The following is a 22,560-nucleotide window of genomic DNA, read 5'->3' on the forward strand; positions in this document are numbered from 1 at the left end:
TCCTCCAGGCCAACCTGTATGGCGCTCTCCGCCATCGCCCCGAACACCGGTGCTCCGGCCCACGTTGGGCGCGTGCGTAGGAGCAACTGTCTTGCAGGCCGCGCCGGGGTGCTCTTCGTAGGAGCGAGCTTGCTCGCGAATGAGCCCCGCAGCGAAGTGTGTTCGCGAGCAAGCTCGCTCCTACGAGAAGCCATGTCCACCGGCATGGTAGGAGCGGACTCCGTCCGCGATTGGTCCCGTAGGGCGCATAACGCCTACGGCGTTATCCGTCATCGCCCCCGAGCACCGGCGCTCCGTCCGGCGGCGGATAACCGCGAACGGTTATTCGCCCTACGCTGCCCCACCCGCGCCTACGGATTGCCCGTCCGCTCGCCATCGTGCACTGCTTCCCCAACGAAAAAAGCCCGCGCACCTGGCCAGGCACGCGGGCTTCTCGAACATCACCTCACTGCATCACGGAATGGTGCTGTCCGGTATGTCGGTCATCGCGGTGTCTCCCTGGGGGCTGAGGAATGCTGTCGACGGTGGGTGGCGCACAGGTTGCGCGTGCCGAGCACCACGCCCTGTGCGTGGAGGGCCTGCAACAGGGCCAGGCCCTGCCGCAGGATGGGTTCGGGGTCGGCGCCAATGGCCTCGGCCAGCGCCTGCAGGTGTTCCCGGCCGCTCAGCTGGCGGTCGCGCACGGACTCCAGCAACGCGTGGGCCAGCGGCGCCAGGCGGGCGAAATGCACCTGCTGGTCGTCGCCGCGGCGGGCCAGCAGCAGCGTCGGCTGCTCTGGCGGCTGCCCAGGCAGGTGGCCGGGGCCCAGGTCGCTCACCGGCCAGGCGTAGGCCAGCGGCCAGGCCAGGGACGACAGCAACGGCACGCCCTCCAGCAGGTCGCCCTGCGGGTCGTGGGCCGGCTCCCGGCTGTCGCTGAGCGACAGGGCGGTCTCCACCCACTCGTAGTGCGCCAGTTCGGCGGCCCAGGCCGGCGCGTCGGTCCCGCGCTGTTCGAGGAAGGCGACGAACTCGCCGGCCAGCTCGGTGAACAGCGGCGTCTGGCAACGGTAGTCAGCGTAGAAGCGCTCCGTCAGCTCATGCCACTGGCTGTCGGCCAGGCTGGCGCGCAGCACCGGGAAGCTGGCGGCCAGCAACGACTGCACATTGCCCAGGAACAGCTGGCGATACACCGCCAGGCGCCGTGCCTCGATGCCCGGCGGCGGCGCGTTGCGCTGCGGGTCGCGGATGTGCCGGGCCAGCTGCAGTTGCTGCTCGCGCAAGGTCTCAGCCATGGCTCACCTCCCGCGGCGCGGCGGCCCGCTGCAGGGTGCGGATGCAGTCCACTTCCGCCAGCAGCTCGGCCAGCGGCGGGAAGTTGAAGTCGCGCTCCAGCAGCGTCGGCACCACGCCGCAGCGGGCATAGGCCTGCGCCAGCAGGTGCCATACCGGCTGCTGCACGCTGGCGCCGTGGGTATCGACCTTCAGGTCCGGCGCCTCGTCGTAGTGCCCCGCCACGTGGATGCAGGCCACCCGCTCGGCGGGCACCCGGGCCAGGAAGGCGGCGGCGTCGTAGCCGTGGTTGCAGGCATTGACCACCAGGTTGTTGACGTCCAGCAGCAGGTCGCAGTCGGCTTCCGCCAGCACGGCCCGGAGGAAATCGATCTCGCTCAGCGCCTGGTAGGGCGCGGCGTAGTAGGAAATGTTCTCCACCGCGATGCGCCGCCCCAGCACGTCCTGGGCCTGGCGGATGCGCGCGGCGACGTGGTGCACCGCCTCGTCGGTGAAGGGCAGCGGCAGCAGGTCGTAGAGCTGGCCGTCGTCGGAGCAGTAGCTCAGGTGCTCGCTGAACAGGCCGACGCGGTGGCGGTCGAGGAACTGCCGCGTACGCCGCAGCAGCTCGAGGTCCAGCGGCCCGGGGCCGCCGAGGGACAGCGACAGGCCGTGGCAGGCCAGCGGGAAACGCTCGGCGAGCTGCGCCAGGCCATCGCCATAGGCACCGCCGACGCCGATCCAGTTGTCCGGCGCGCATTCGAGGAAGTCCACGGCTTCGGCGGGCATCGCCAGCAGCTCGGGCAGCAGCGCGCGGCGCAGGCCGAGGCCGGCCCCGCGCGGTAGGGAATGGGCATTCATGGCAAGGCTCCACGGGGGAGGAATGCCCTCCCCGCGGGGAGGGCCGGGTTGGCGGATGACTCAGTGGCGGTCGCCCTGGAGCCTGGCGAACAGGCCGGCCGGCATCGGCTTGCCGTGGGCCTCGAAGACGTTCTTCAGGTGCTGGTAGGCCTCGGCCTCGGAGATGAAGCCGTCGTGGTCGGCGTCGATCACGTCGAAGTCGCCGGCGCGGTCCCTGGCCACGGCCAGGAACTCGTCGCGCGAGACCTTGCCGTCGTGGTCGCTGTCGGTACGCGAGAAGGAGGCGTCGCCGCACTTGCCCTCCCCGCACTTGCCTTCGGCCTGGGTCGCCTTGGCCTTGCTGGCGCCGCACTTGCCTTCGCCACACTTGCCTTCCCCGGCCTTTTCGGCGGCGGCGAGCTGGTAGCCCTGGGGCAGCGCCTCGACGGCGAAGGCCGAGGTGGCCAGGTTGGCGCCGCCCACCAGGGCGATGGCGAGCAGGCCGAGGCGGGTCTTGGTCTGGATCGGGTTACGGGACATGGGTGTTTCTCCGATGCTGGGCGCTTGGCGCGCGGGTCTGGGTTCTGGTCGAACCCGGACGAGCGGGGGGCCGGCTTTCGAAGCCCGCCGGGTCTCTCGTCCGGGTGTGGCCATTTGGCCCGCGCCATGTATCGGCGACGTATCGGAGGGTGGCCGGGTTTGTATGCCTGCCTCGTGCAGGGGCTGGCGGGATACATTGGGATACAGCGCCAGGATGCCCAATGGCTCGTGCGGCCGGAGGCCATCGCGGACGGAGTCCGCTCCTACAGTTACCCACCCGTAGGAGCGGACCTTGTCCGCGATAGCCGGAGGTTCAGGCGCGATTCGCGGATAAGATCCGCTCCTACGCTGCCCCACCACGCCGTGCCCATGTAGGAGCGCGCCCTGCGCGCGATTTCGCGGGCAGGGCCCTACAACATCACCGGTTGGCAGCGCTTTTCGTAGGAGCGGACCTTGTCCGCGATAGCCGGAGGTTCAGGTGCGATTCGCGGATGAGATCCGCTCCTACGCTGCCCCACCACACCGTGCCCATGTAGGAGCGCGCCCTGCGCGCGATTTCGCGGGCAGGGTCCGCCATGACGCACGGCATCCCCCGCAGGAGCGGACTTTGTCCGCGATAGCCGGAGGTTCAGGCGCGATTCGCGGATAAGATCCGCTCCTACGCTGCCCCACCACTCCGTGCCCATGTAGGAGCGCGCCCTGCGCGCGATTTCGCGGGCAGGGCCCGCTCCTACAGGTTTTCGTGAGGTACCTGGCCCTACGGCTCCTCAGAAGTTGTAGCTCAGCGAAGCCGTCACGTTGCGCGACGGGCCGTAGAAGCCGGAACCCCCGCTGTACAGGCTCATCAGGTACTTGCGGTCGGTGACGTTGTTCAGGTTCAGCGACGTGCTCCAGTGCTTGTCGATGTCGTAGCTGGCCATCAGGTCCACCAGAGCGTAGGCGTTTTGCCGCACGCGGCTGTCGTCGTCGAGCTGGATGGCGCTCTGCCAGGCCACGCGGGTGCCGAGCTTGGCCCGGGGCAGGCCCGGCAGCTGGTAGGTCAGGCTGCTGCGCAGGCTGTGGCTGGGCACGTACTGGCGCGCCTTGTGGCCGTCCGGGTCCTCGATGTGCACGTAGGTGTAGCCGCCCTGCAGTTGCAGGCCGGGGGCCAGTTGGCCGCTGGCTTCCAGTTCCACGCCATGGCTCTTGAAGTCCTCGCCGTTGTAGATGGTCTCGCCGCCGGGCAGGCTCTGGTCGGTGGCTTCGGCGACGTTGCGCTGGTCGGTCTTGAACAGCGCAGCCGACACGCTCAACTGATCGTCGAGCAGGCTGCCCTTGATGCCGGCCTCGTAGCTCTTGCCTTCCAGCGGGTCGAGCACCTTGCCCTGGGCGTCCATCACGTACTGCGGGTTGAAGATCTTGGTGTAGCTGGCGTACAGCGAGTACTGCTCGTTCAGGTCGTAGACCACGCCGGTGTAGGGCGTCACCTCGCCATGGATGCGCACGTCGCGGGCGCTGCCGTAGTCGGTGCCGTCGCTGTCGACGCTGAGCATGCGCGCGCCGAGGATCCAGTGCAGCCGGTCGGTGAGGTTCAGGCGGGTGCCGGCGTAGACGCTCTTCTGCCGGTCGGTGAAGCGCGCCATCTCGATGGTGTCGTTGGTGTAGGTCAGGCTCGGCCTGGGTACGGCGCCGCCCAGGGTCTGGCCCAGGTCGGCGTCCATGAACTCGTCTTCGTTGTTGTAATAGCCACGGTCGCTGTGCCGCGAGCGGCCGTAGTCCACGCCCAGGGTCAGGTCGTGCTGGCGCCCGCCGAGGCTGAACGGGCCGCTCAGCTGGGCCTCGCCCAGCAGCTGCTTCTCGCCGGAGTGGCTGTGGCTGGGGTCGGCCAGCCAGGGCGTGTCGGCGTCGTTGGCCATCAGGTAGTACATGTTCGCCTGCTGGCTCTGGTCCACGCCGGTGACGTTGAGCTTGCCCTTCCAGCCGGCGCCGAAGTCGTGGGCCAGTTCGACGAAGGCGCGCTGGGTGTGCACGTCCCAGTAGGTCCAGTCCTGGCCGATGTTGGCGCCGCGGCGGCTGTAGTGGATCAGGTTGCCGGCGTAGTCGGTCAGCGGCAGCGCGCCCCAGCTGCTGCCGTTGGAATTGCTCTTGTTGTCCGAGAAGCCGACGGTGAGGGTGTCCGCCGCCGAGAGGTCGAAGGCCAGCATGCCGCTGAGCACGTTCTTCTCGTGGGAGTAGCGGTCCAGGTAGGAATTGCCGGTCTCGTTGGCGTAGATGAAGCGCCCGCGCACGTTGCCCGAGTCGGTGAGCGGGCCGGCGGCGTCGAGGTCGACGCGGCGGGTGCCCCAGGAGCCCACCGACAGCTTCACCTGGGCCTGCGGGGTGTAGGTCGGGCGCTTGCGGATGAAGTTGACGGTGGCCGAGGGGTTGCCGGTACCGCTCATCAGGCCGTTGGCGCCATGGAGAATGTCCACCTGCTCGTACTCGGCCAGGTCCAGGTCGCCGCTGAGCAGGCCGGCGCTGAACGGCGAGCCGATGCCGTCGTACTCGAAGTTGTTGATGTCGAAGCCGCGGGAGGTGAAGTTGGTGCGGTCGGTCTCGTACTGCTCGACCGTCACCGAGGGCGCGCTGCGCAGCGCGTCCTTCACGCTGTTCATGTTGAAGTCGTCCAGTTGCTGGCGCGACAGCGTGGTGACGCCCTGGGGCGTTTCCCGCGGCGTCAGGCCCAGGCGCGTGGTGCTGCTGTCGCTCAGTTGCTGGTAGCCGCCCGGGGTGCCGGCAGCGCCGGCACTCGCCTGGATCACCGTCTCGGGCATGGCCAGGGTGTCGCGGCCCTTGCCGAGCACGGTTTCGGCCGGCATCTGCAGCGCGGTGCCGGAATCCTCCAGCGCGTAGATGCCCGCGCCGCGCTGCACCGGTTGCAGGCCGCTGCCGCGCAGCAGGCGCTGGAAGCCTTCGTCGACCGTGTAGCGGCCCTGCAGGCCCGGGCTGCTGCGCCCGGCCAGCTTCGCCGGGTCGAACACCAGTTGCACCCCGGCGCGCGCGGCGAAACGGGCCAGCACGTCACTCAGCGCGCCGGCGCCGATGGCGTAGTCGCGCGCGTCCTCGGCGGCCATGGCCACGGACGGGGCCAGGGCCAGGCCGGCGCAACCCAGGGCCACGCCATGGATCGCCGCCGCCAGGGCCAGGTGGGTGATTCGGCCAGTGCCGGAATGCCGTCGGTGCTTCGAAGCCATGCTCATTGCCATCCTTCAAGCCGCGCGTCGCGCGGGCTGCCCACCCCTCCCCACGAGGCGTGTTCAGCCTCTTTCCCGGACGAGACGGAAAAAGTGCTCAGGGGGACGTGAAATTTTTTTCTCTAGCGGGCGGAAACCGTCACCCAGTAGCGGCTCAGACGCGACACCCGCACCGGCAGCGTCAGCTCCAGGGCGTTGAGCGCCTGGTCGGTGTCCGCCACCGACAGCGCGCCGGAGACACGCAACCCGGCCACCTCCGGGTCGCAGCGCAGCAGGCCCTGGCGATAACGCCCCAGCTCCGCCAGCACCTCCGCCAGCGGCTGGTCGCGGGCCACCAGCATGCCCTGCTCCCAGAGCGCGGCGCTGTCGTCCACCGCCGCGGTGCGCAGCACGCCGCGGGCGTCGAACCAGGCCTGCTGGCCGGCGGCCAGGCGCAGCACGGCGCCGGCATGCGGGCGAATCTCCACCTGGTGCTCGAACACCGCCACCTGGCACTGCTCGCCCAGCTGGCGCACGCTGAAACGCGTGCCCAGCGCCTCGACCACGCCCTGCCGGGCATCGACCAGGAACGGCCGGCGCGGCGCCACCGGGTCGGCGTGGGTGGTCACCAGCACCTCGCCATTGCGCAGGCGCAGGCGGCGCGCCGTGGCGTCGAAGCGAACGTCCAGCCCCGATGCCGTGTTGAGCACCACCTGGCTGCCATCGGCCAGCGTCAGCGCCCTGCGTTCGCCGGTGCCGGTGCTGGCATCGGCCAGCCAGCCGTCCCAGGGGGCGCTGCGCGCCACCAGCCAGCCGGCCGGCGCGGCCATCAGCAGCGCGCCCAGCAGACGCAGCGCGCGGCGCCGGCTCAGGCCCTTGAGCCCCTCCAGGCCATGCAGCGCCTGGCAGCCCAGCTCCGTGGGCACCGCGTCGAAGGTGCCGAACACCCGCTCGGCACGCGCCCAGGCCTCGCGGTGCGCTTCGCTCTGCCCGCGCCAACGCTCGAAGGCCTGCCACTGCGCCTCGCCGGGGGCGTCGAAGCGCAGCGTCATGATCCACTCGGCCGCCTCTTCCAGCAGCCTGGCCGCGGGCGCGGCCCGGGCATCCCCGCGGCTCATGGGTCGCAGGCCGCCATGCAGGCCACCAGCGCCTTGTGGATGTGCCGGCGCACGGTGATCAGCGCCATGCCGGTGCGCTCGGCGATCTGCTGCAGGGTGAGTTCGTGGAACTGCGCCAGCAGGAACACCTCCCGCGTCTGGCTCGGCAGCCCGTCCAGCATCGCGTCGATGCGCAGCAGCGACTCGACGATCAGCCAGTGGGTTTCCGGCGCCGGCACCTGCGCCTCGGGCAGGTGCGCGATGGCCTCGCGGTAGGCGCGCTCCACGTCCTGGCGGCGCCACAGGTCGATGACCAGGCCCTTGGCCACCTGCACCAGGTAGCGCCGCGAATCGTCCGGCGGCGGCGTGCGCCCGGAGGTGAGGATGCGCAGGTAGGTGTCATGGGCGATGTCCGCCGCATCCGGGGCATTGCCCAGGCGCTGGCGCAACCAGCCGAACAGCCAGCCGTGATGGTCGCCGTAGAGACGCTCCAGCGCGGCTGCCGGCGAAGCGTGGGACGAAGCGGGAAACATGCGCGGACATCCTTGGCGGGACCGCCGAAAGGGTGAAAATGAGAAAGCGTCTCATTTTATTTCAACGCGACAGGTTTCCACAATGCGCGTCAACGCCCTGCCCCGGCACCGGGCTCAGCCCGGGCTGGCGATAGCCAGGGCCCGGGCCAGCTGCATGTCGCTCAGCCCGGAGCGCGGATGCGCCTGCCGGTAGAGGCGCAGCGCCTGCTCCAGTTGCGCGCCATGGATGCGCCCGGCGGAGGCGACGTAGGCCAGCGCGTCGTCGCGGGCGGCCCGGTAGGTCCGCAGCGGCTGGCTGGTGGACTCGCTGGCCGCCGCGGTGCCCAGGCTGGTGGCGACGGTGAAGTGGTCGGACGAGTTGCCTTTTCCGTCCATGGCCCCCGCCTGGCCGGCAGCGGCCAGGAGCGTGGCGATCAGCAATGGGCTTGCGCGTTTCAAGGTGGGGGGTTCCGGCAGCGGGCGACCGCTCCTTTTACCCTGCCCTGGCGTTGGCGGCCAGTCGCCTCCATCCCCACCCCCACTTCCCGTCACCAGCACGCTTGACCTTGAAGTTATATTCAAGCTTAGAGTTCACCCAGGGCGCAGGTCACTCACTGGGAAGGAAGGGCGAATGAGCAAGCGCATTCTCCACGTCGTCAGCAACGTCGCGCACTACGCCGACCCGTCCGACCCCACCGGCCTGTGGCTGTCGGAGCTGAGCCATGCCTACGACGTGTTCGCCGGCAAGGGCTACGAGCAGCGGATCGTCAGCCCGAAGGGCGGCGTCACGCCACTGGAGCCGCGCTCGCTCAAGTGGCCGAACCGGGATGCCTCGGCCAGGGCCTGGCTGGCCGACGACGCCCGCCGGGCGCTGCTGGCGAGCACCGCGAAGCCCGGGGACATCGACCCGGCGGACTTCGATGCCATCTACTTCACCGGCGGGCACGCGGTGATGTGGGACTTCCCGGACGACGCCGGGCTGCAGCGCCTCACCCGCGACATCTACGAACGCGGGGGCATCGTCTCATCGGTGTGCCACGGCTACTGCGGCCTGCTGAAGGCCCGGCTGTCGGACGGCGGCCTGCTGGTGGCGGGGCGCAGGCTCACCGGGTTCTCCTGGCGCGAGGAAATCCTCGCCGGCGTGGCGAAGAAGATGCCCTACAACGCCGAAGAGGAAATGAAGCGGCGCGGCGCGCGCTACGAGAAGGCCCTGCTGCCGTTCGTGCCCAGGGTGGTGGTGGATGGCCGCCTGGTGACCGGCCAGAACCCGCAGTCGGCGAAAGCGACGGCGCTGCGGCTGGCCGAGCTGCTGCGCTAGGCGGCCGGCGCCGGCCTAGCCGCCCGGGCGCACGGCCAGCACGCTGCCCTCGACGTGCTCGATCAGGTGTTCGGTGGTGCTGCCGATCAGCCGGTCCACGGCCCGGCGGTGGATGCGGCCCATCACGGTCACGTCGATGGCGTTTTGCTCGACGAAGTTCGCGATGCCGCGCACCGCCGTGCCCATCAGGAAGTGGCGGCGCTCCTCGGGGACGCCGTACTGGTCCGCCAGGGCGAGGAAGGGCTTGTGCAGCGCGCCGCGCATCTCTTCGACCAGGTCGACCCAGGCCACGCCGCCCTCGCCGCCATTGGCCATGTAGGCCGGCATGCAGTCGTAGATGAACAGCAGGTGCAGCTCCGCGTTGCATTGCAGGGCCAGGCCATTGGCGGCCGAGATGACCCTGTCGTTGATGTCGCTGAGCTGGGTCTGCGGGTCGGACGGGTCGACCGCCGCGACTATCCGGCGCGGCAGGGGCTGGCGGATGTCGTTGACCAGCAGCAGCGGCGCCGGGCACTCCCGCAGCAGGTGCCAGTCCAGGGGGGTGACGAAGGAACGCTTGAGCGCCGGCTCGTGGCGCACGTCCTTGATCACCATGTCCGGCTGCATCTCACGGATGTCCTGGAGCATCTCCTCGCGCAGGTTGCCCGCTGCCACGACCGAGGCCGTGACCTCCAGCCCCCGCCCCCGCTGGGCCGCGCATTCGCTTTCCCAGGCTTGGCGCTGGGCCTGCAGCATGCTTTCGCGTGCCTGCTCCATGACCTTGCGGTCCAGCAGGAAGGTCGCGAAGGGCTCCACGTAGACGAGCACGTGAAGGGCCGCGTCGCAGGCCGATGCCAGGGCGAGCGCGCGCTGCAGGCCGGGAGAATGATGTTGCTCGGGATGGGTCACGAACAGGAGCTTGCGTAGCTGACTCATATCGCACCTCGTGATTGTCCGGCCGCGCGCCGGAAGGCAGGGGCAACCGCTTCCGGCTCGATGGAAGCGCCACCAACGAGTTTCCGGCGCCCGGCAGGCGCAGGATTTGCGTTGGATCAAATTCGTCCATCGTCCGACGCGGGATGGTGGATGCCATGGCAGCCCCAGCCCATGGGCCCTGCCCCACTACTGCCCGGAGGCCCCATGGCGAACCCGAACGATGCGCAACGCCTGACCCTGTACGACGCCCGGGAGCTGGATGCGGTGCTCCTGGAAATGGCGCGCAGGGCCGCCCCGCTGCTGCCCCCGGGCGACAGCGCCCTGGTCGGCATCCTGCGGCGTGGCGAACCCCTGGCGCGGCGGCTGCAGGAACACCTGGTGCAGCACTGCGGGCACGCGCCGCTGCCCGTCCACGCCCTGAAGGTGAAACGCTACGCCGACGACCTGAGCCTGCTGCACCCGGAGACGGCGCTCACGGAAAACCCGCAACTGGCCGGCATGGACCTCGGCCGCACCACGCTGCTGGTCGTGGACGACGTGCTCTACGAGGGGCACTCGCTGCTGCGCGCCTGCGCGTACCTTGCGCAACTCGGCGCGCGCCACGTCCTGGCCGCCGTGCTGGTCGACCGCTGCGTGAGCCGCCAGCCGGTGCATGCCGACGTGGTGGGGGTGCATCTGCAGGTGGCGCCGGACGACATCGTCGAATGCAACGTGCCGCCCTACGAGGCGGAGCTGCGCATCGACGTGCTCCGCCATGGCCGGCGCCGCACCTGACGGACGCTAGGCTCCGCCCGCCTCCCGCTGCCAGGCCCGTTGCAGCAGGTCCACCACCTCGGCGTCGCTGGTCTGGGAGAAGTCCAGGTACCAGCGGCCGATGGCGCTGAACGGCTCCGGGGTGAACGGGCAGACCACCTCGTCGACCTCGTCGCGCAGCTCCGCCAGCACCTCCGCCGGCGCCACGGGAACGGCGACGACTATGCCCGCGGGCGCCTGGCGGCGTACCGCCCGCACGGCGGACAGCATGGTGGCGCCCGTGGCCAGGCCGTCGTCGACCAATATCACCTGCCGGCCACGCAGTTGCGGCACGGGCCGCTGCCCGCGGTAGGCGCGCTCGCGCCTGTGCAGCTCGGCGCTTTCCCGGTGCTCCACCGCCTCCAGGGCACGCGCGTCGACGCCATATGTCCGCAGCACGTCCTCATTCAGCACCCGCACGCCACCGCTGGCGATGGCGCCCATGGCCAGTTCCGGGTACGAAGGCACGCCGAGCTTGCGCACGATCAGCAGGTCCAGGGCCACATCCAGTTCATTGGCCACCTCATAGCCGACTGGCACCCCACCACGCGGCAGGGCCAGCACTATCACCCCAGGGTCGCCCCGGCGGGCCTGCAGCAGCCGCGCCAGGGCCCGGCCGGCATCGGCGCGGTCGACGAAGGGAAGTCTTGCGTCACTCATGGCAGCCACCTGACCCGGGGGGCCTAGTAATCCTCTTCGCGCTCGCCCTCTTCGCGCAGGTTCTGGAACCCCACCAGCCGCGAGAGGTCGCGCAGGTTGTCGGCCAGCACGCCGAGCAGGTCGTCCGCCGAGACGATCCCCACCAGCATCCCCTCGTCGTCGACCACCGGCATCCGCCGTACGCCGGCCTGGCGCATGCGGGTGATGACATCGAACAGGTCGTCGCTTTCCTTCACGGTGATCAGGTTGCGCAACTGGATGTCGCCGGCCTGGATGCTGCCCGGCTCCGGTTCGTTGTTGGCGACGACCTCCAGCACGATGTCGCGGTCGGTGATGATGCCCACGGGCCGGTAGCGCTCGCGCTCGACCTGCTCGGCGAGCACCAGGTCGCCGACGTGGTACTGGCTCATCAACTGGGCGGCGGTCAGGATGGATACGGTGGGCGCCGCGATGACGACGTCGCGGTTGCAGTATTCGCCGATGGCCATGGTGCGTCTCCTCTGCGGGCAAGCGGACATTCGCTTGCCTTGCACCATGGGCGCGGCGCAACGGGCCCACCTTGATCTCGATCAGATTGGCGCCGCCCCCGCCCCCGCGCCCCGGCCAGCGGATGAACGGCCCGGTCAGCGCGATGCGCGTTCCTGCTGCGCTTCCAGGCCGCTCATCCGACACAGGCCCTGGCGATCCAGCAGGCGCACCTCGCGGCCGTGGCATTCGATCAGGCCGGTCTGGACGAAACGGGTGAACAGGCGGCTGACCGTCTCCATGGTGAGGTCCAGGTAATTGCCGATGTCGCCGCGGCTCATCGGCAGGGTGAAGCGGTCCTGCGACAGGCCGCGCTGGTGGTAGCGGGCCGACAGGCCGAGGAGGAAGCCGGCCAGGCGCTGTTCGGCGCGCTCGCGGCTGCAGCGGATGTGCGCGTGCTCGCCCTGGATGCTCTGGCTGAGGATATGCAGCAGTTGGTGGCGCAGGCCGGGGATGCGCCCGGACAGGTCCTCCAGCTGTTCCAGGCCGATGCTGCACACCATGGAAATTTCCAGCGCCACCGCATAGCCCGGAAAGCGCGGCGAGCCGATGGCATCCAGCCCCAGCATCTCGCCGGGCAGCACGAAGCCGGTCACCTGTTCGCCGCCGCTGGCGTCCAGCAGGTAGCCCTTCAGCGCCCCGGAGCGCACGGCGAACACGTGCTGCATCGGCTCGTCGGCGCGGAACAGGTACTCGCCCTTCTGCAGCGGGCGGCTGCGCCGGACGATGCGGTCCAGCTCCTCGACTTCGCCGTCGCTGAGGCTGGCCGGCAGGCACAGGCGGCTCAGCGAGCACGCCTGGCAGTTGACCTGCGGGCGCGGCGTAGGGCGATGAGCGTCGGACATGGCGGGACCTCCGACAGGAAGGGGATTTTCCCACTATAGCCGTTTCGCCATGCCGCGCTTCGCCCCTCGACGAAGGGGCGCGCCTGCCGCCAGGCGCGCCCGGATGCGTCAATCGTTGGCCTTCACCGGGATGACTTTCTCCGGATGGACCGCCTCGGCGCGCTTGGGCAGGTGCACCTGCAGCACGCCCTTGGCGAACTGCGCGTGGACCTTCTCGGGGTCGACCTCCCTGGGCAGCCGGAACACCCGCTCGAAACTGCCGTAGTGGCGTTCCGACAAGTGGTATTCCTTGCGCTGCTCGTCCTTCTCTTCCTTCTTCTCGCCCTTGATGACCAGGTTGCCATTGGCCAGCTTGACCTCGATGTCCTTCTCATCCATGCCGGGCAGCTCGGCGCTGATGCGGTATTCCTCGGCCTGCTCGCTGACGTCCACCGCGGGCAGGCCGCGGGCGAAGGGCTCGCGCCGCCAGAACGGCTCCACGTCGAAGGCGCTGTGGCCGAAGGGCAGGCGCAGCGGCGTGCGGCCGAAGTCGTCGAACAGGCTGTCGATCTGCCGTCGCAGGGTGTCAAAGGGCCCGGCAGCGGGGGCTGGCGCCTTGGCGGGCTGGTTGGCGGACGGCGTGATGGGGACTTGCTTGGCGGGGTCGGACATGGGGAATTCCTCCGCAAGATGAAAACGCCTCGGAAATGGGGCGAATCGATTCTGCGACTGCCGCGGGCGCTGTCCTTGATCCCGGTCAAAACGCCGGCCGCGACCCCCGCGGCGCAGAACTTGATGGCGGTCAAGGCGGCGCGGCCCGCGACGCCTAGCCTGGACCGGGAAGCCACGCGTCATCGACCTCGGCAAGGGGGCGCGCAATGGAACGGGTACGGCTACTGGAGGTGCTTTGCGTGCCGGGCACGGGGCAATGCCTGCGCCTGGCGCTTGAGGATGACGAAGGCAGCGCCGTCATTCCCGGCCAGTACTGCCTGCTCGGCCCCCATGGCGGGACGCTGCAGCCGTACAGCTACATCAGCCTGCCGGAGCACCACGGACCTTTCATCGTCAGCGCCAGCCATCCCGGCCGGTTCACCGCCACCGAGGGCTGGCTGGACTACCAGGGCCCACTGGGCATCGGCTGGCCCCTCCCCCTGCGCGCCGGCCGGGTGCTGGTGCTGGCCAGTGGCAGCGGCCTGCTGTCGGTAGTGGCGGCGATCGACGAACTGGCCTGCTGGATGCCCGGGCTGCACCTGGACCTGATCGCGGATGCGGCCAGCCTGGCAGGCCTGCCCCCGGAGTGCCGCCGCTCGTTGCACTCCCTGGGCCTGCTCGACGAAAAGGTGCACGGGGCCTGCCTGTTGGAGCGCCTGCACCGACAGTTGCTGGAGCGGCTGCCCGACGTGGTGTTCTGCGCCACCTCCGACTTTCTCGGCCGCAGCGCGGCACAGGCCTGCCTGCGCAGCGGGGTGCCGGCAACGCGCATCTGGCTGCGCAGCGAGCGCCTGCCGTCGCCGCCCCTGGGGCAGGCGCCCGCGGAAGGGCCGGTGGTCCGTTTCGACCGGCTGCCGGCCCCTCTCCACCACCGTTCTTGATACGCATCAAAGTGCCCCTGCCGGCCCCGGCCCAGGCTCACACCCACCCAGTCCGCGCCCGGTAGGCGCGGGCGCCGCTGCGGAGACTGCCATGAACGCCTATTCGCGCCTGCTCCTGATCTGCGACACCCACCTGCACTATTCCGCCGCCATGGCCCGCGCCCAGGCCCTGGCCGGCTCCGCCGGCGCCAGCCTGCACATGCTGATGCCGGACAGCCTGGCACCGGCCCTGAACACCCTCGACTACGAACTGCAACAACGCGCCCGGCGGACGATCCAGGAGCACCACCAGGGCTGGCTCGACGACCAGGTGGCGTTGCTGCGCGGCCGCGGCATCGAGGCCAGCGCCGAGGCGATCTGGAGCGACGACCCGCTGCAGGAAATCCTGCGCCTGGTGCGCGAGCGCGGTTTCGACCTGCTGGTCAAGGACGTGCACTACGAAACGGCCGTCAGCCGCGCGCTGATGACGCCGCTGGACTGGCAACTGCTGCGCCAGTGCCCGGTGCCGCTGCACCTGGTGAGCCACGCCGAGCATCCGCTGCCGCGCAAGGTGGCGGCGGCGCTGGACCTGTCCCAGGACGACACCCGGGTCGACGAGTTGAACGCGCGCATCGTCGAGTCGGCCCAGCAGCTGGCGCGGCAATGCGATGCCGAGCTGCACCTGCTGCAGGCCTACGACCTGAGCAGCAGCTTCCTCGCCTATGCCGTGGGGCCGGTGGCCTGGACCAGCGAGATCCAGGAACAGATGAGCGGCCGCGCCACCGAGCGCATGCAGCGCCTGGGCGAGCGCTTCGGCATCGAGCAGAAGTGCCTGCACCTGATCAAGGGCGCGGCCAACCGGGTCATCGCCGAGTTCGCCGACGACTACCGGATCGACGTCGTGGTCATGGGCACCCTCTACCACGCCGGGCTGGCGAAGATCGTCGGCAGCACCACCGAGCAGGCGCTGTACCGGGTGCACTCCAGCATCCTGGCGATACGCCCCTGAATGCCAGGTACAGGGCCGCCCCGCGTGGGCGGCCGGGAGGGCCCACGGCACAGTGCCCGTGGGCCGCGGGCAGGCTCAGCCGGCCTGGCGCTTCTCGGCGTCGCGGCGTTGCGCCTCGGCCAGCACGTGGGGCGCAGCGATGCGCTGCTGCAGGCACGCCAGGTAATCCCGGGCCTGCTCCGCGCCCTGGAAAGGCACGCGGATCTGGTCGAGCTGGACATAGCAGCGCCCGTCGCTGGTGCACAGCAGTTGGATGTGCATGGCTGCCTCCCCGCCTCAGGTCGCCGGCTGCAGTTGCAGGGTGTGGATCGTCTGCGTCGGGTCGTCCGGGTCCTGATGGCTGCTGAAGCCGAGGAAGCGCACCAGCTCGTGCATCGGGGCGTTGGCCGCCGAATCGATCGAGTACATCTGCGTCATGCCGTTGCGCCGGGCGGTCTCGATCAGGTGGCGCATCAGGGCCGCCGCCAGGCCGCGGTGCCGCCAGTCGTCGGCCACCGTCACCGCGCACTCGCACTGGCCGGCGTCGGCGCCGCGGGCGTAGCGGCTGACGCCCACCTCCACCAGCTCGCCATCCTGGTGCACCAGGGCGACGTAGGCGACGCTGTCGTGGAAGTCCACCGCCATCAACTGGTCGAGCAGCGCCGGGCTGACCTCGCGCATGCTGCAGAGGAAGCGGAAGTGCCGCGCTTCCGGCGACAGCCGGGCGATGAAGTCCGCCTCGCGCTGGCGGTCCTCCGCACGCAACGGCCGGATCAGCACGTGGCTGCCGTCGGGCAGGGCCTCGACCCAGTGCTCGTCGGTGGCTTGGGTGGGCTGTGAAGGCTGGGCGATGGGCATGGAAACCTCCTGGCGTGGCGCCGGCATGGGAAGGAACCGCCGGGTCACTTGTACGCCGCGGGGCGAACGGAAGTTTGACCCCGATCAAATCACACCGACGCCGCCGCCCCCGGCGGTCGAACGGTACCCCCTACCCCGCCTGAAGCCTGAAGCCTGAAGCCCAAAGCCTGCGGAAAATGGATAGAACGCCCCCCGCCCTACGGACGAAACTAGCCCCGCGGCCAGGCAGCGGCACGCTGCCAGCGCACCCACCAGAACCCATGGACCATCCGAGGCTTGTATGAGCACCCCCGCCGAGCAACTGGAGCAACGGCTGAAGCAACAGAAAATCACCGAAGTCGAATGCGTGGTCAGCGACCTGACCGGCATCGCCCGCGGCAAGATTTCCCCCACCAACAAGTTCCTCGGCGAAGGGGGCATGCGGCTCCCGGAAAGTGTGTTGCTGCAGACCGTCACCGGCGATTTCGTCGATGACGACGTCTATTACGACCTGCTGGACGAAGCCGACATCGACATGGTCTGCCGGCCCGACCCGAACGCCATCTTCCTGGTGCCCTGGGCGCTGGAACCGACCGCGATGGTCATCCACGACACCTTCGACAAGTACGGCAACCCCATCGAGCTGTCGCCGCGCAACGTGCTCAAGCGCGTCCTCGGGCTCTATGCGGACAAGGGCTGGAGCCCGGTGGTGGCGCCGGAGATGGAGTTCTACCTGACCAAGCGCAGCAGCGACCCGGACTTCCCCCTGGAGGCCCCGGTAGGCCGCTCGGGCCGCGCCGAGAGCGGCCGGCAGAGCTTCTCCATCGACGCCGCCAACGAATTCGACCCGCTGTTCGAGGACGTCTACGACTGGTGCGAGCTGCAGGGCCTGGACCTGGACACGCTGATCCACGAGGACGGCCCGGCGCAGATGGAGATCAACTTCCGCCACGGCGACGCGCTGAGTCTGGCCGACCAGATCACCGTGTTCAAGCGCACCATGCGCGAGGCCGCGCTCAAGCACGACGTGAGCGCCACCTTCATGGCCAAGCCGATCACCGACGAGCCGGGCAGCGCCATGCACATCCACCAGAGCGTGCTGGACATCGCCACCGGCAGGAACATCTTCGCCAACGAGGACGGCTCCATGAGCGAGCTGTTCCGGCACTTCATCGGCGGCCTGCAGAAGTACATCCCCAAGGTGCTGCCGATGTTCGCGCCGAACGTGAACTCCTTCCGCCGCTTCCTGCCGGACACCTCCGCGCCGGTGAACGTCGAGTGGGGCGAAGAGAACCGCACCGTGGGCCTGCGCGTGCCGGCCGCCCCGCCCGCGGCCATGCGCGTGGAGAACCGCCTGCCCGGCGCCGATGCCAACCCCTACCTGGCGCTGGCCGCCAGCCTGCTCTGCGGCTACCTGGGCATGCTCGAGCGGCTCGAACCCAGCGCCCCGGTGCAGGGGCGCGCCTACGAGCGCCGTAACCTGCGCCTGCCGATCACCATCGAGGACGCCCTGGCGCAGATGGAAGACTGCGAGGTGCTCGGCGAATACCTGGGCCGCAAGTTCGTCCAGGGCTACGTCGCGGTGAAACGCACCGAGCACGAGAACTACAAGCGCGTGATCAGCTCCTGGGAGCGCGAGTTCCTGCTGCTGAGCGTCTGATCCGCCCTTCACGTCGATCACAACAACAATTCAGGAGCCGTCATGAGACTGCTGCGCTACCTTGCGCCCTTCGCCCTGGCCACGCTGGCCGCGGGCGCCCACGCCGAACCGACCGTCAGCGTCTACAACTGGACCGACTACATCGCCCCCGACACCCTCGGCGGCTTCCAGAAGGCCACCGGCATCAAGCCGGTCTACGACGTCTTCGACTCCAACGAGACCCTGGAAGGCAAGCTGCTGGCCGGCCGTTCCGGCTACGACGTGGTGGTGCCCTCCAACCACTTCCTCACCCGCCAGGTGCAGGCCGGGGTGTTCCTGGAGCTGGACCGCAGCAAGCTGCCGAACTGGCAGCACCTGGACCCGAAACTGCTCAAGCTGCTGGAGCAGAACGACCCGGGCAACAAGCACTCGGTGCCCTACCTGTGGGGCACCAACGGCATCGGCTACAACGTCGCCAAGGTCAAGCAGGTGCTGGGCGTCGACCACATCGACTCCTGGTCGGCGCTGTTCGAGCCGGAGAACATCAAGAAGCTCAGCGCGTGCGGCGTCGCCTTCATGGACTCGCCCGACGAGATGATCCCCTCGGTGCTCAACTACCTGGGCCTGGACCCCAACAGCACCAACCCGGCGGACTATCCCAAGGCCGAGGCCAAGCTGGTGGCGGTGCGCCCCTACGTCACCTACTTCCATTCCTCGAAGTACATCTCGGACCTGGCCAACGGCAACATCTGCGTGGCCTTCGGCTACTCCGGCGACGTATTCCAGGCCGCGGCGCGGGCCAAGGAAGCCGGGAACGGCATCGAGATCGCCTACGCCATTCCCAAGGAAGGCGCCAACCTGTGGTTCGACCTGATGGCCATTCCCTCGGACGCGACCCACCCCGAACAGGCCCTGGCGTTCATCAACTACATCCTCGACCCGAAGGTGATCGCCGGCATCAGCGAGTACGTCGGCTACCCGAGCGCCAACGGCGACGCCAAGGCGCTGCTGCCTGCCGGGATGCAGAACGACCCCGAGGTCTACCCGAGCCAGGAAGTGCTCGACAAGCTGTACATCGCCAAGGCGCCGCCGCCCAAGATCATGCGCCTGATGACCCGCAGCTGGAGCAAGATCAAGTTCAACCAATGAAGCGAGAGCGAGCCATGCGCCACACCGACGAGCAGGTCGCGTCCTACTACGCCGCGACCGCCCGGGACAAACAGCCGTACCCCTCGCTGGAAGGGGACGTCCGCGCGGACGTCTGCGTCGTCGGCGGCGGGCTCACCGGCGTCAACACCGCCCTGGAGCTGGCCCAGCGCGGCCACTCCGTGGTGCTGCTGGAGGCCCGGCGCATCGGCTGGGGCGCCAGCGGGCGCAACGGCGGCCAGCTGATCCGCGGCATCGGCCACGACGTCAGCGGCTTCGCCAGGTACGTCGGCGATGAAGGGGTGCGCTACCTGGAACGGGCCGGGGTCGACTCGGTGGCCCTGGTCGCCGAGCGCATCCGCGACCTGAACATCGAATGCGACCTGCGCTGGGGCTTCTGCGAGCTGGCCAACACCCCGGCCCAGTTCGCCGCCATGGCCGAGGAGCAGGAAGCCCTGAACGCGTCCGGCTACCCGCACCAGACCCGCCTCGTCGAGGCGAGCCGGATCCACGAGGTGGTGGCCAGCGACCAGTACGCCGGCGGCCTGGTGGACATGGGCTCGGGGCACCTGCACCCGCTGGACCTGGTGCGCGCCGAGGCCCGCGCGGCAGCCACCCTCGGCGCCAGTGTCTTCGAGCGCAGCCCCGCCCTGCGCATCGAGCATGGCAGGCAGGTGGTGGTGCACTGCGCGCAAGGCCGGGTGCTGGCCGACAACCTGGTGCTCGGCTGCAACGCGCACCTCGACGACCTGGAACCGCGGCTGACCGGCAAGGTGCTGCCCGCCGGCAGCTACGTGGTGGCCAGCGAGCCGCTGCCCGAGGCGCTGGCAGCACGGCTGATCCCGCAGAACATGGCGCTGTGCGACCAGAAGGTGGGGCTGGACTACTACCGCCTGACGGCCGACCGCCGCCTGCTGTTCGGCGGCGCCTGCCACTATTCCGGGCGCGACCCGAAGGACATCGGCGCCTACATGCGGCCGAAGGTGCTCAAGGTGTTCCCGCAGCTGGCGGACGTGAGGCTCGACTACCAGTGGGGCGGCATGATCGGCATCACCGCCAACCGCTTCCCCCAGGTCGGGCGGCTCAAGGCACAGCCGAACGTGTTCTTCGCCCAGGGCTACTCCGGCCACGGGCTGAACGTCACGCACTGGTCGGCGAAGCTGCTGGCGGAAGCCATCCACACCGGCCACAGCCAGGGCCTGGACCTGTTCAGCGCAGTGCCGCACCTGACCTTCCCCGGCGGCAAGCTGCTGCGCTCGCCGCTGCTGGCCCTGGGCATGGCCTGGTACCGGCTGCGCGAGATGCTGGGCTGAGGACGCGCCGAAATGCTCTTCGTAGGATGGGTTGAGCGAAGCGATACCCATCCTACGAAAAGCGCCCCGGCGCGGTGGGCAAGACAGCTGCTCCATGCCCCGTAGGGCGCATAACCGTTCGCGGTTATCCGCCGCAGGCCGAAACGCCGATGCCCGAGGACAACAGCGCTAGGGCCGTGCGCCGTGCCTGACAGTGGCCTTGGGGTACTCGCCGAACAGCGCGTGGTAGGACTGGGAGAAGCGCCCCAGGTGCCAGAACGACCACTTCATGGCCACCTCGGCGACGCTCACGCCCGACTCGGCGGCGCCCAGCAGGTCGCGGCGGGCGGCGTTCAGGCGGCGGTTGCGCAGCCAGACGATGGGCGGCATGCCGGCGTAGCGCAGGAAGGATTGCTGCAGGGTGCGCGGCGAGACGCCCGCCTTCGCGGCCAGCTCGGCCATCGCGAAGTTCTCCTCGGGGCAGTCGTTCAACAGGTCCCGGACGCGCTGCACCACGCGCTTGGCCTGGACGATGGAGCGCGCGCGGTGCCCGTCGCCAGCCGGCGCCTCGCAGAGCAGGGAGAAGCAGTTGGCGACTATGGCCTGCGCCACACCGGGGGCGTCCACCGGCTGCGCCCCGGCGCCCGCGCCAGTGAGCATGCCGCTCAGCGAAGCCGCCAGCGCGCGGCAGCCGTCGGAGCGCAGGGGCATCAGCACCAGGTCGGCGAAGTCGTCCAGCGCCTGGCCCCACTGCCCCGCCTGCTTGATCACCACCGCCACCTCGCGGTAGTTCTCCGGCGTGACCCAGGCGTTGCGCGTCTCGCCATCGAGCAGGTAGAGGCTGTTCTCCGACATGTCGAAGCTGAACACCAGCGCGCCGGGCGGCGCATGGAACTCCTGCTCCACGCGCAGGTTCATCTGCTCCTCGTAGAGCTCGATGCCCTCGACCTCGGCATGCAGGATACGCCCGGCGAACCGCCCGGCGGACATCTGCGTGTACTGCTGCTCCCAACCCGGAATGGCTATCCGCTGCTGATCGACTTCCTGCGCTTCGACAACCCTGATCACCATACCCGGGGCCTATATTCTTCTTAGGCCGCGAAGGCTACCAATGGCCGCGAACGCGACGCAAGCGGCAACGCCGGCCGGTGGCCCGGGATGGACTCCCTGCGGGTCCGGGGGGTGGCGTCACGCCGGGCCGGAGGGCTCACCAGGAGCCATAGGGAATCCCGTACTTCTCGATATAGGCTTTGGACGTCGCGGATAGTGGCCGGTGCTGGCCACCCGACTTGCCTCCATAGGGACCTTTCTTCACGACGGTACCCTGCACCCGCACCACGTCGATGGCCGACAGACATCCCCCCATCAGCCATACCCTGGCGATACCTCCCGGCGCCAGGCCTACCGTCAGCATGTCGCGATAGTCTTCACGCCAAATTCCCCTGGCCGAACAATAGCCGGTCTCCGGCTTCACCATCGCCCTTCGGGTGGCCTCAGGGATTACGATGTAGGCCTCGTAGGTCTGCGGCTCGGCCAGGGACTGCCAGCGCACATAGACCAGGCGCGGCAGGTCGGCCCCCAGTACCTGTTTGCCGGCCCCGGCTCCAGGCCGGGTCGGCCAGCCCCGTGGATCACCCTTGAGGTTCTTCGGGGTATTGATCGCGGCAACCCCGTTCATGGCACGGCGAAAGACGCGATCCTGCACATCCACCGCATCGGCGGTTTCGATCCACACTTCCATGTAGTTGGGCGCGAACAAACCCAGGCGCCACGAGTCATAGGGCAACCGATGGGCGCCACCGGCACAGCCGGCCAGCCCGAGCAGCAAGCCCAGCAGCACCAGCGTTCGGAGCCTGCGGTCAATGGGATCACCACGAACCATAGGGAATCCCATACTTCTCGATATAGGCTTTGGACGTCGCGGATAGTGGCCGGTGCTGGCCACCCGACTTACCTCCATAGGGACCTTTCTTCACGACGGTACCCTGCACCCGCGTGACATTGATCGGCGCCAAGCACCCTCCCATGAGCCATACCTTGGCGATACCTCCCGGTGCCAGGCCTACAGTCAGCATGTCGCGATAGCCCGTGATCCACTTGGCATCGGCTCGGCAGAATGCCTTTTCCCCTATAACCATCAATTGCCGGGTGGCTTCGGGGATCACGATATAGGCCTCATAGGTCTGCGGCTCGACCAGGGACTGCCAGCGCACGTAGATCAGGCGCGGCAGGTCGGCGCCCACCACCTGTTTACCCGCTCCGGCTCCAGGCCGCTCTGGCCAGCCCCGTGGATCGCTTTTGAGATCTTTCGGCCTCTGGGTCGAGGCAATCCCACTCATGGCGCGATGGAAGACACGATCCTGCACATCCACTGCATCGGCGGTCTCGATCCACACCTCCATGTAATTTGGGGTACCGAAACCCAGGCGCCACGAGTCATAGGGCAGCCGGTGGGCTCCGCCGGCACAGCCGGCCAGCCCGAGCACCAAGCCCAGCAGTACCAGGATTCTGAATCTACTCATTGGGGTGCTCCTTGCGCTGCATACCCTCGGCTGGGCGATGGATGAACGCCACGTCCAGGGCGCTGTTGTTCCAGCCCTTGGCGGCATTCCAGTTGGCCGA

24 protein-coding genes are annotated in these 22,560 nt (G+C 69.1%); 7 read left to right on the plus strand and 17 right to left on the minus strand.

Translation table 11 applies throughout. The features are described 5' to 3' along the window. Positions 1–482: 482 nt before the first annotated feature. From VV867_RS10605 to VV867_RS10635, 7 genes are all read right to left on the minus strand, one after another. Positions 483–1,274 (minus strand): HvfC family RiPP maturation protein, encoded by a 792-nt coding sequence (locus VV867_RS10605; RefSeq protein WP_328566339.1) that lies wholly within the window; start codon positions 1,272–1,274, stop codon positions 483–485. Next, positions 1,267–2,112, minus strand: coding sequence for an HvfB family MNIO-type RiPP peptide maturase (locus VV867_RS10610; protein WP_328566340.1), 846 nt, complete (start codon positions 2,110–2,112; stop codon positions 1,267–1,269). Before VV867_RS10610 ends, VV867_RS10605 begins: the two co-directional genes overlap by 8 nt. Positions 2,113–2,172: 60 nt before the next feature. Then, positions 2,173–2,631: an HvfA family oxazolone/thioamide-modified RiPP metallophore gene (locus tag VV867_RS10615; RefSeq protein WP_328566341.1), complete on the minus strand. Its 459-nt coding sequence runs from the start codon at positions 2,629–2,631 to the stop codon at positions 2,173–2,175. Between the two features lie 767 nt (positions 2,632–3,398). Further along, positions 3,399–5,843, minus strand: coding sequence for a TonB-dependent siderophore receptor (locus tag VV867_RS10620; protein ID WP_328566342.1), 2,445 nt, complete (start codon positions 5,841–5,843; stop codon positions 3,399–3,401). Positions 5,844–5,965: 122 nt separating this feature from the next. Next, the gene (locus VV867_RS10625) at positions 5,966–6,940 is read right to left on the minus strand and encodes a FecR domain-containing protein (RefSeq protein ID WP_328566343.1); all 975 of its coding nucleotides are present in this window, start codon (positions 6,938–6,940) and stop codon (positions 5,966–5,968) included. Next, positions 6,937–7,452 carry a sigma-70 family RNA polymerase sigma factor gene (locus tag VV867_RS10630; protein ID WP_328566344.1) on the minus strand — a complete coding sequence of 172 codons (516 nt, stop codon included), beginning with the start codon at positions 7,450–7,452 and terminating at the stop codon, positions 6,937–6,939. Before VV867_RS10630 ends, VV867_RS10625 begins: the two co-directional genes overlap by 4 nt. Before the next feature lie 114 nt (positions 7,453–7,566). Then, positions 7,567–7,890, minus strand: coding sequence for a DUF2388 domain-containing protein (locus VV867_RS10635; RefSeq protein ID WP_328566345.1), 324 nt, complete (start codon positions 7,888–7,890; stop codon positions 7,567–7,569). 172 nt (positions 7,891–8,062) lie between these two features. On the opposite strand from VV867_RS10635, the gene VV867_RS10640 reads away from it, so the two are divergent. Next, positions 8,063–8,749 (plus strand): type 1 glutamine amidotransferase domain-containing protein, encoded by a 687-nt coding sequence (locus VV867_RS10640; RefSeq protein WP_328566346.1) that lies wholly within the window; start codon positions 8,063–8,065, stop codon positions 8,747–8,749. Between the two features lie 15 nt (positions 8,750–8,764). Here VV867_RS10640 and VV867_RS10645 read toward each other — a convergent pair whose 3' ends face one another. Continuing rightward, positions 8,765–9,664, minus strand: coding sequence for a universal stress protein (locus tag VV867_RS10645; protein ID WP_328566347.1), 900 nt, complete (start codon positions 9,662–9,664; stop codon positions 8,765–8,767). A 204-nt stretch (positions 9,665–9,868) separates the two neighbouring features. Between VV867_RS10645 and VV867_RS10650 the strand changes: the two genes are divergently transcribed. After that, positions 9,869–10,438: a phosphoribosyltransferase family protein gene (locus tag VV867_RS10650; RefSeq protein WP_275630396.1), complete on the plus strand. Its 570-nt coding sequence runs from the start codon at positions 9,869–9,871 to the stop codon at positions 10,436–10,438. A gap of 6 nt (positions 10,439–10,444) precedes the next feature. Here the strand turns inward: VV867_RS10650 and VV867_RS10655 are convergent, their stop codons facing one another. From VV867_RS10655 to VV867_RS10670, 4 genes are all read right to left on the minus strand, one after another. Beyond that, complete coding sequence (locus tag VV867_RS10655; protein WP_109936962.1) at positions 10,445–11,116, minus strand: phosphoribosyltransferase; 672 nt, start codon at positions 11,114–11,116, stop codon at positions 10,445–10,447. Between the two features lie 23 nt (positions 11,117–11,139). Then, positions 11,140–11,604, minus strand: coding sequence for a CBS domain-containing protein (locus VV867_RS10660; RefSeq protein ID WP_109936961.1), 465 nt, complete (start codon positions 11,602–11,604; stop codon positions 11,140–11,142). A 135-nt stretch (positions 11,605–11,739) separates the two neighbouring features. Next, positions 11,740–12,486 (minus strand): fumarate/nitrate reduction transcriptional regulator Fnr, encoded by a 747-nt coding sequence (fnr, locus tag VV867_RS10665; RefSeq protein ID WP_328566348.1) that lies wholly within the window; start codon positions 12,484–12,486, stop codon positions 11,740–11,742. 108 nt (positions 12,487–12,594) lie between these two features. Continuing rightward, a complete protein-coding gene (locus VV867_RS10670; RefSeq protein ID WP_328566349.1) occupies positions 12,595–13,137 on the minus strand; it encodes an Hsp20/alpha crystallin family protein in 543 nt (180 codons plus the stop codon). Between the two features lie 206 nt (positions 13,138–13,343). Here VV867_RS10670 and VV867_RS10675 point away from each other — a divergent pair, with 206 nt between their 5' ends. Continuing rightward, positions 13,344–14,057 (plus strand): hypothetical protein, encoded by a 714-nt coding sequence (locus VV867_RS10675; RefSeq protein WP_328566350.1) that lies wholly within the window; start codon positions 13,344–13,346, stop codon positions 14,055–14,057. Positions 14,058–14,148: 91 nt separating this feature from the next. Beyond that, complete coding sequence (locus tag VV867_RS10680; RefSeq protein WP_109936957.1) at positions 14,149–15,045, plus strand: universal stress protein; 897 nt, start codon at positions 14,149–14,151, stop codon at positions 15,043–15,045. A 75-nt stretch (positions 15,046–15,120) separates the two neighbouring features. On the opposite strand, the gene VV867_RS10685 is transcribed toward VV867_RS10680, so the two are convergent. Next, positions 15,121–15,306 carry a hypothetical protein gene (locus VV867_RS10685; RefSeq protein WP_109936956.1) on the minus strand — a complete coding sequence of 62 codons (186 nt, stop codon included), beginning with the start codon at positions 15,304–15,306 and terminating at the stop codon, positions 15,121–15,123. Positions 15,307–15,321: 15 nt separating this feature from the next. Continuing rightward, positions 15,322–15,882 carry a GNAT family N-acetyltransferase gene (locus VV867_RS10690; RefSeq protein WP_109936955.1) on the minus strand — a complete coding sequence of 187 codons (561 nt, stop codon included), beginning with the start codon at positions 15,880–15,882 and terminating at the stop codon, positions 15,322–15,324. Between the two features lie 280 nt (positions 15,883–16,162). Here VV867_RS10690 and VV867_RS10695 point away from each other — a divergent pair, with 280 nt between their 5' ends. The 3 genes from VV867_RS10695 to VV867_RS10705 are packed head-to-tail and all read left to right on the plus strand — an operon-like array spanning position 16,163 to position 19,959. Next, on the plus strand, positions 16,163–17,521 hold the full coding sequence (locus VV867_RS10695; protein WP_328566351.1) for a glutamine synthetase family protein: 1,359 nt from the start codon (positions 16,163–16,165) through the stop codon (positions 17,519–17,521). 42 nt (positions 17,522–17,563) lie between these two features. Next, complete coding sequence (locus VV867_RS10700) at positions 17,564–18,649, plus strand: polyamine ABC transporter substrate-binding protein (protein ID WP_328566352.1); 1,086 nt, start codon at positions 17,564–17,566, stop codon at positions 18,647–18,649. A 14-nt stretch (positions 18,650–18,663) separates the two neighbouring features. Beyond that, the gene (locus VV867_RS10705; RefSeq protein ID WP_328566353.1) at positions 18,664–19,959 is read left to right on the plus strand and encodes an NAD(P)/FAD-dependent oxidoreductase; all 1,296 of its coding nucleotides are present in this window, start codon (positions 18,664–18,666) and stop codon (positions 19,957–19,959) included. 168 nt (positions 19,960–20,127) lie between these two features. Here the strand turns inward: VV867_RS10705 and VV867_RS10710 are convergent, their stop codons facing one another. The 3 genes from VV867_RS10710 to VV867_RS10720 form a co-directional block, all read right to left on the minus strand. Beyond that, on the minus strand, positions 20,128–21,009 hold the full coding sequence (locus VV867_RS10710) for a helix-turn-helix domain-containing protein (protein WP_328566354.1): 882 nt from the start codon (positions 21,007–21,009) through the stop codon (positions 20,128–20,130). A gap of 136 nt (positions 21,010–21,145) precedes the next feature. Next, a complete protein-coding gene (locus VV867_RS10715) occupies positions 21,146–21,820 on the minus strand; it encodes a DUF2931 family protein (protein WP_328566355.1) in 675 nt (224 codons plus the stop codon). Further along, a complete protein-coding gene (locus tag VV867_RS10720; protein WP_275630404.1) occupies positions 21,807–22,460 on the minus strand; it encodes a DUF2931 family protein in 654 nt (217 codons plus the stop codon). The genes VV867_RS10715 and VV867_RS10720 overlap by 14 nt, the downstream gene beginning before the upstream one ends. Positions 22,461–22,560: the final 100 nt, after the last annotated feature.

Source organism: Pseudomonas sp. JH-2 (assembly GCF_036231725.1).
Lineage (GTDB): Bacteria > Pseudomonadota > Gammaproteobacteria > Pseudomonadales > Pseudomonadaceae > Pseudomonas > Pseudomonas delhiensis.

Coding starts and splice junctions, on each gene's coding strand:
- VV867_RS10605 (WP_328566339.1), bottom strand. CDS start 1,274: ATGGCTGAGACCTTGCGCGAGCAGCAACTGCAGCTGGCCCGGCACATC.
- VV867_RS10610 (WP_328566340.1), bottom strand. CDS start 2,112: ATGAATGCCCATTCCCTACCGCGCGGGGCCGGCCTCGGCCTGCGCCGC.
- VV867_RS10615 (WP_328566341.1), bottom strand. CDS start 2,631: ATGTCCCGTAACCCGATCCAGACCAAGACCCGCCTCGGCCTGCTCGCC.
- VV867_RS10620 (WP_328566342.1), bottom strand. CDS start 5,843: ATGGCTTCGAAGCACCGACGGCATTCCGGCACTGGCCGAATCACCCAC.
- VV867_RS10625 (WP_328566343.1), bottom strand. CDS start 6,940: ATGAGCCGCGGGGATGCCCGGGCCGCGCCCGCGGCCAGGCTGCTGGAA.
- VV867_RS10630 (WP_328566344.1), bottom strand. CDS start 7,452: ATGTTTCCCGCTTCGTCCCACGCTTCGCCGGCAGCCGCGCTGGAGCGT.
- VV867_RS10640 (WP_328566346.1), top strand. CDS start 8,063: ATGAGCAAGCGCATTCTCCACGTCGTCAGCAACGTCGCGCACTACGCC.
- VV867_RS10645 (WP_328566347.1), bottom strand. CDS start 9,664: ATGAGTCAGCTACGCAAGCTCCTGTTCGTGACCCATCCCGAGCAACAT.
- VV867_RS10650 (WP_275630396.1), top strand. CDS start 9,869: ATGGCGAACCCGAACGATGCGCAACGCCTGACCCTGTACGACGCCCGG.
- VV867_RS10655 (WP_109936962.1), bottom strand. CDS start 11,116: ATGAGTGACGCAAGACTTCCCTTCGTCGACCGCGCCGATGCCGGCCGG.
- VV867_RS10660 (WP_109936961.1), bottom strand. CDS start 11,604: ATGGCCATCGGCGAATACTGCAACCGCGACGTCGTCATCGCGGCGCCC.
- fnr (WP_328566348.1), bottom strand. CDS start 12,486: ATGTCCGACGCTCATCGCCCTACGCCGCGCCCGCAGGTCAACTGCCAG.
- VV867_RS10670 (WP_328566349.1), bottom strand. CDS start 13,137: ATGTCCGACCCCGCCAAGCAAGTCCCCATCACGCCGTCCGCCAACCAG.
- VV867_RS10675 (WP_328566350.1), top strand. CDS start 13,344: ATGGAACGGGTACGGCTACTGGAGGTGCTTTGCGTGCCGGGCACGGGG.
- VV867_RS10680 (WP_109936957.1), top strand. CDS start 14,149: ATGAACGCCTATTCGCGCCTGCTCCTGATCTGCGACACCCACCTGCAC.
- VV867_RS10685 (WP_109936956.1), bottom strand. CDS start 15,306: ATGCACATCCAACTGCTGTGCACCAGCGACGGGCGCTGCTATGTCCAG.
- VV867_RS10690 (WP_109936955.1), bottom strand. CDS start 15,882: ATGCCCATCGCCCAGCCTTCACAGCCCACCCAAGCCACCGACGAGCAC.
- VV867_RS10695 (WP_328566351.1), top strand. CDS start 16,163: ATGAGCACCCCCGCCGAGCAACTGGAGCAACGGCTGAAGCAACAGAAA.
- VV867_RS10700 (WP_328566352.1), top strand. CDS start 17,564: ATGAGACTGCTGCGCTACCTTGCGCCCTTCGCCCTGGCCACGCTGGCC.
- VV867_RS10705 (WP_328566353.1), top strand. CDS start 18,664: ATGCGCCACACCGACGAGCAGGTCGCGTCCTACTACGCCGCGACCGCC.
- VV867_RS10710 (WP_328566354.1), bottom strand. CDS start 21,009: ATGGTGATCAGGGTTGTCGAAGCGCAGGAAGTCGATCAGCAGCGGATA.
- VV867_RS10715 (WP_328566355.1), bottom strand. CDS start 21,820: ATGGTTCGTGGTGATCCCATTGACCGCAGGCTCCGAACGCTGGTGCTG.
- VV867_RS10720 (WP_275630404.1), bottom strand. CDS start 22,460: ATGAGTAGATTCAGAATCCTGGTACTGCTGGGCTTGGTGCTCGGGCTG.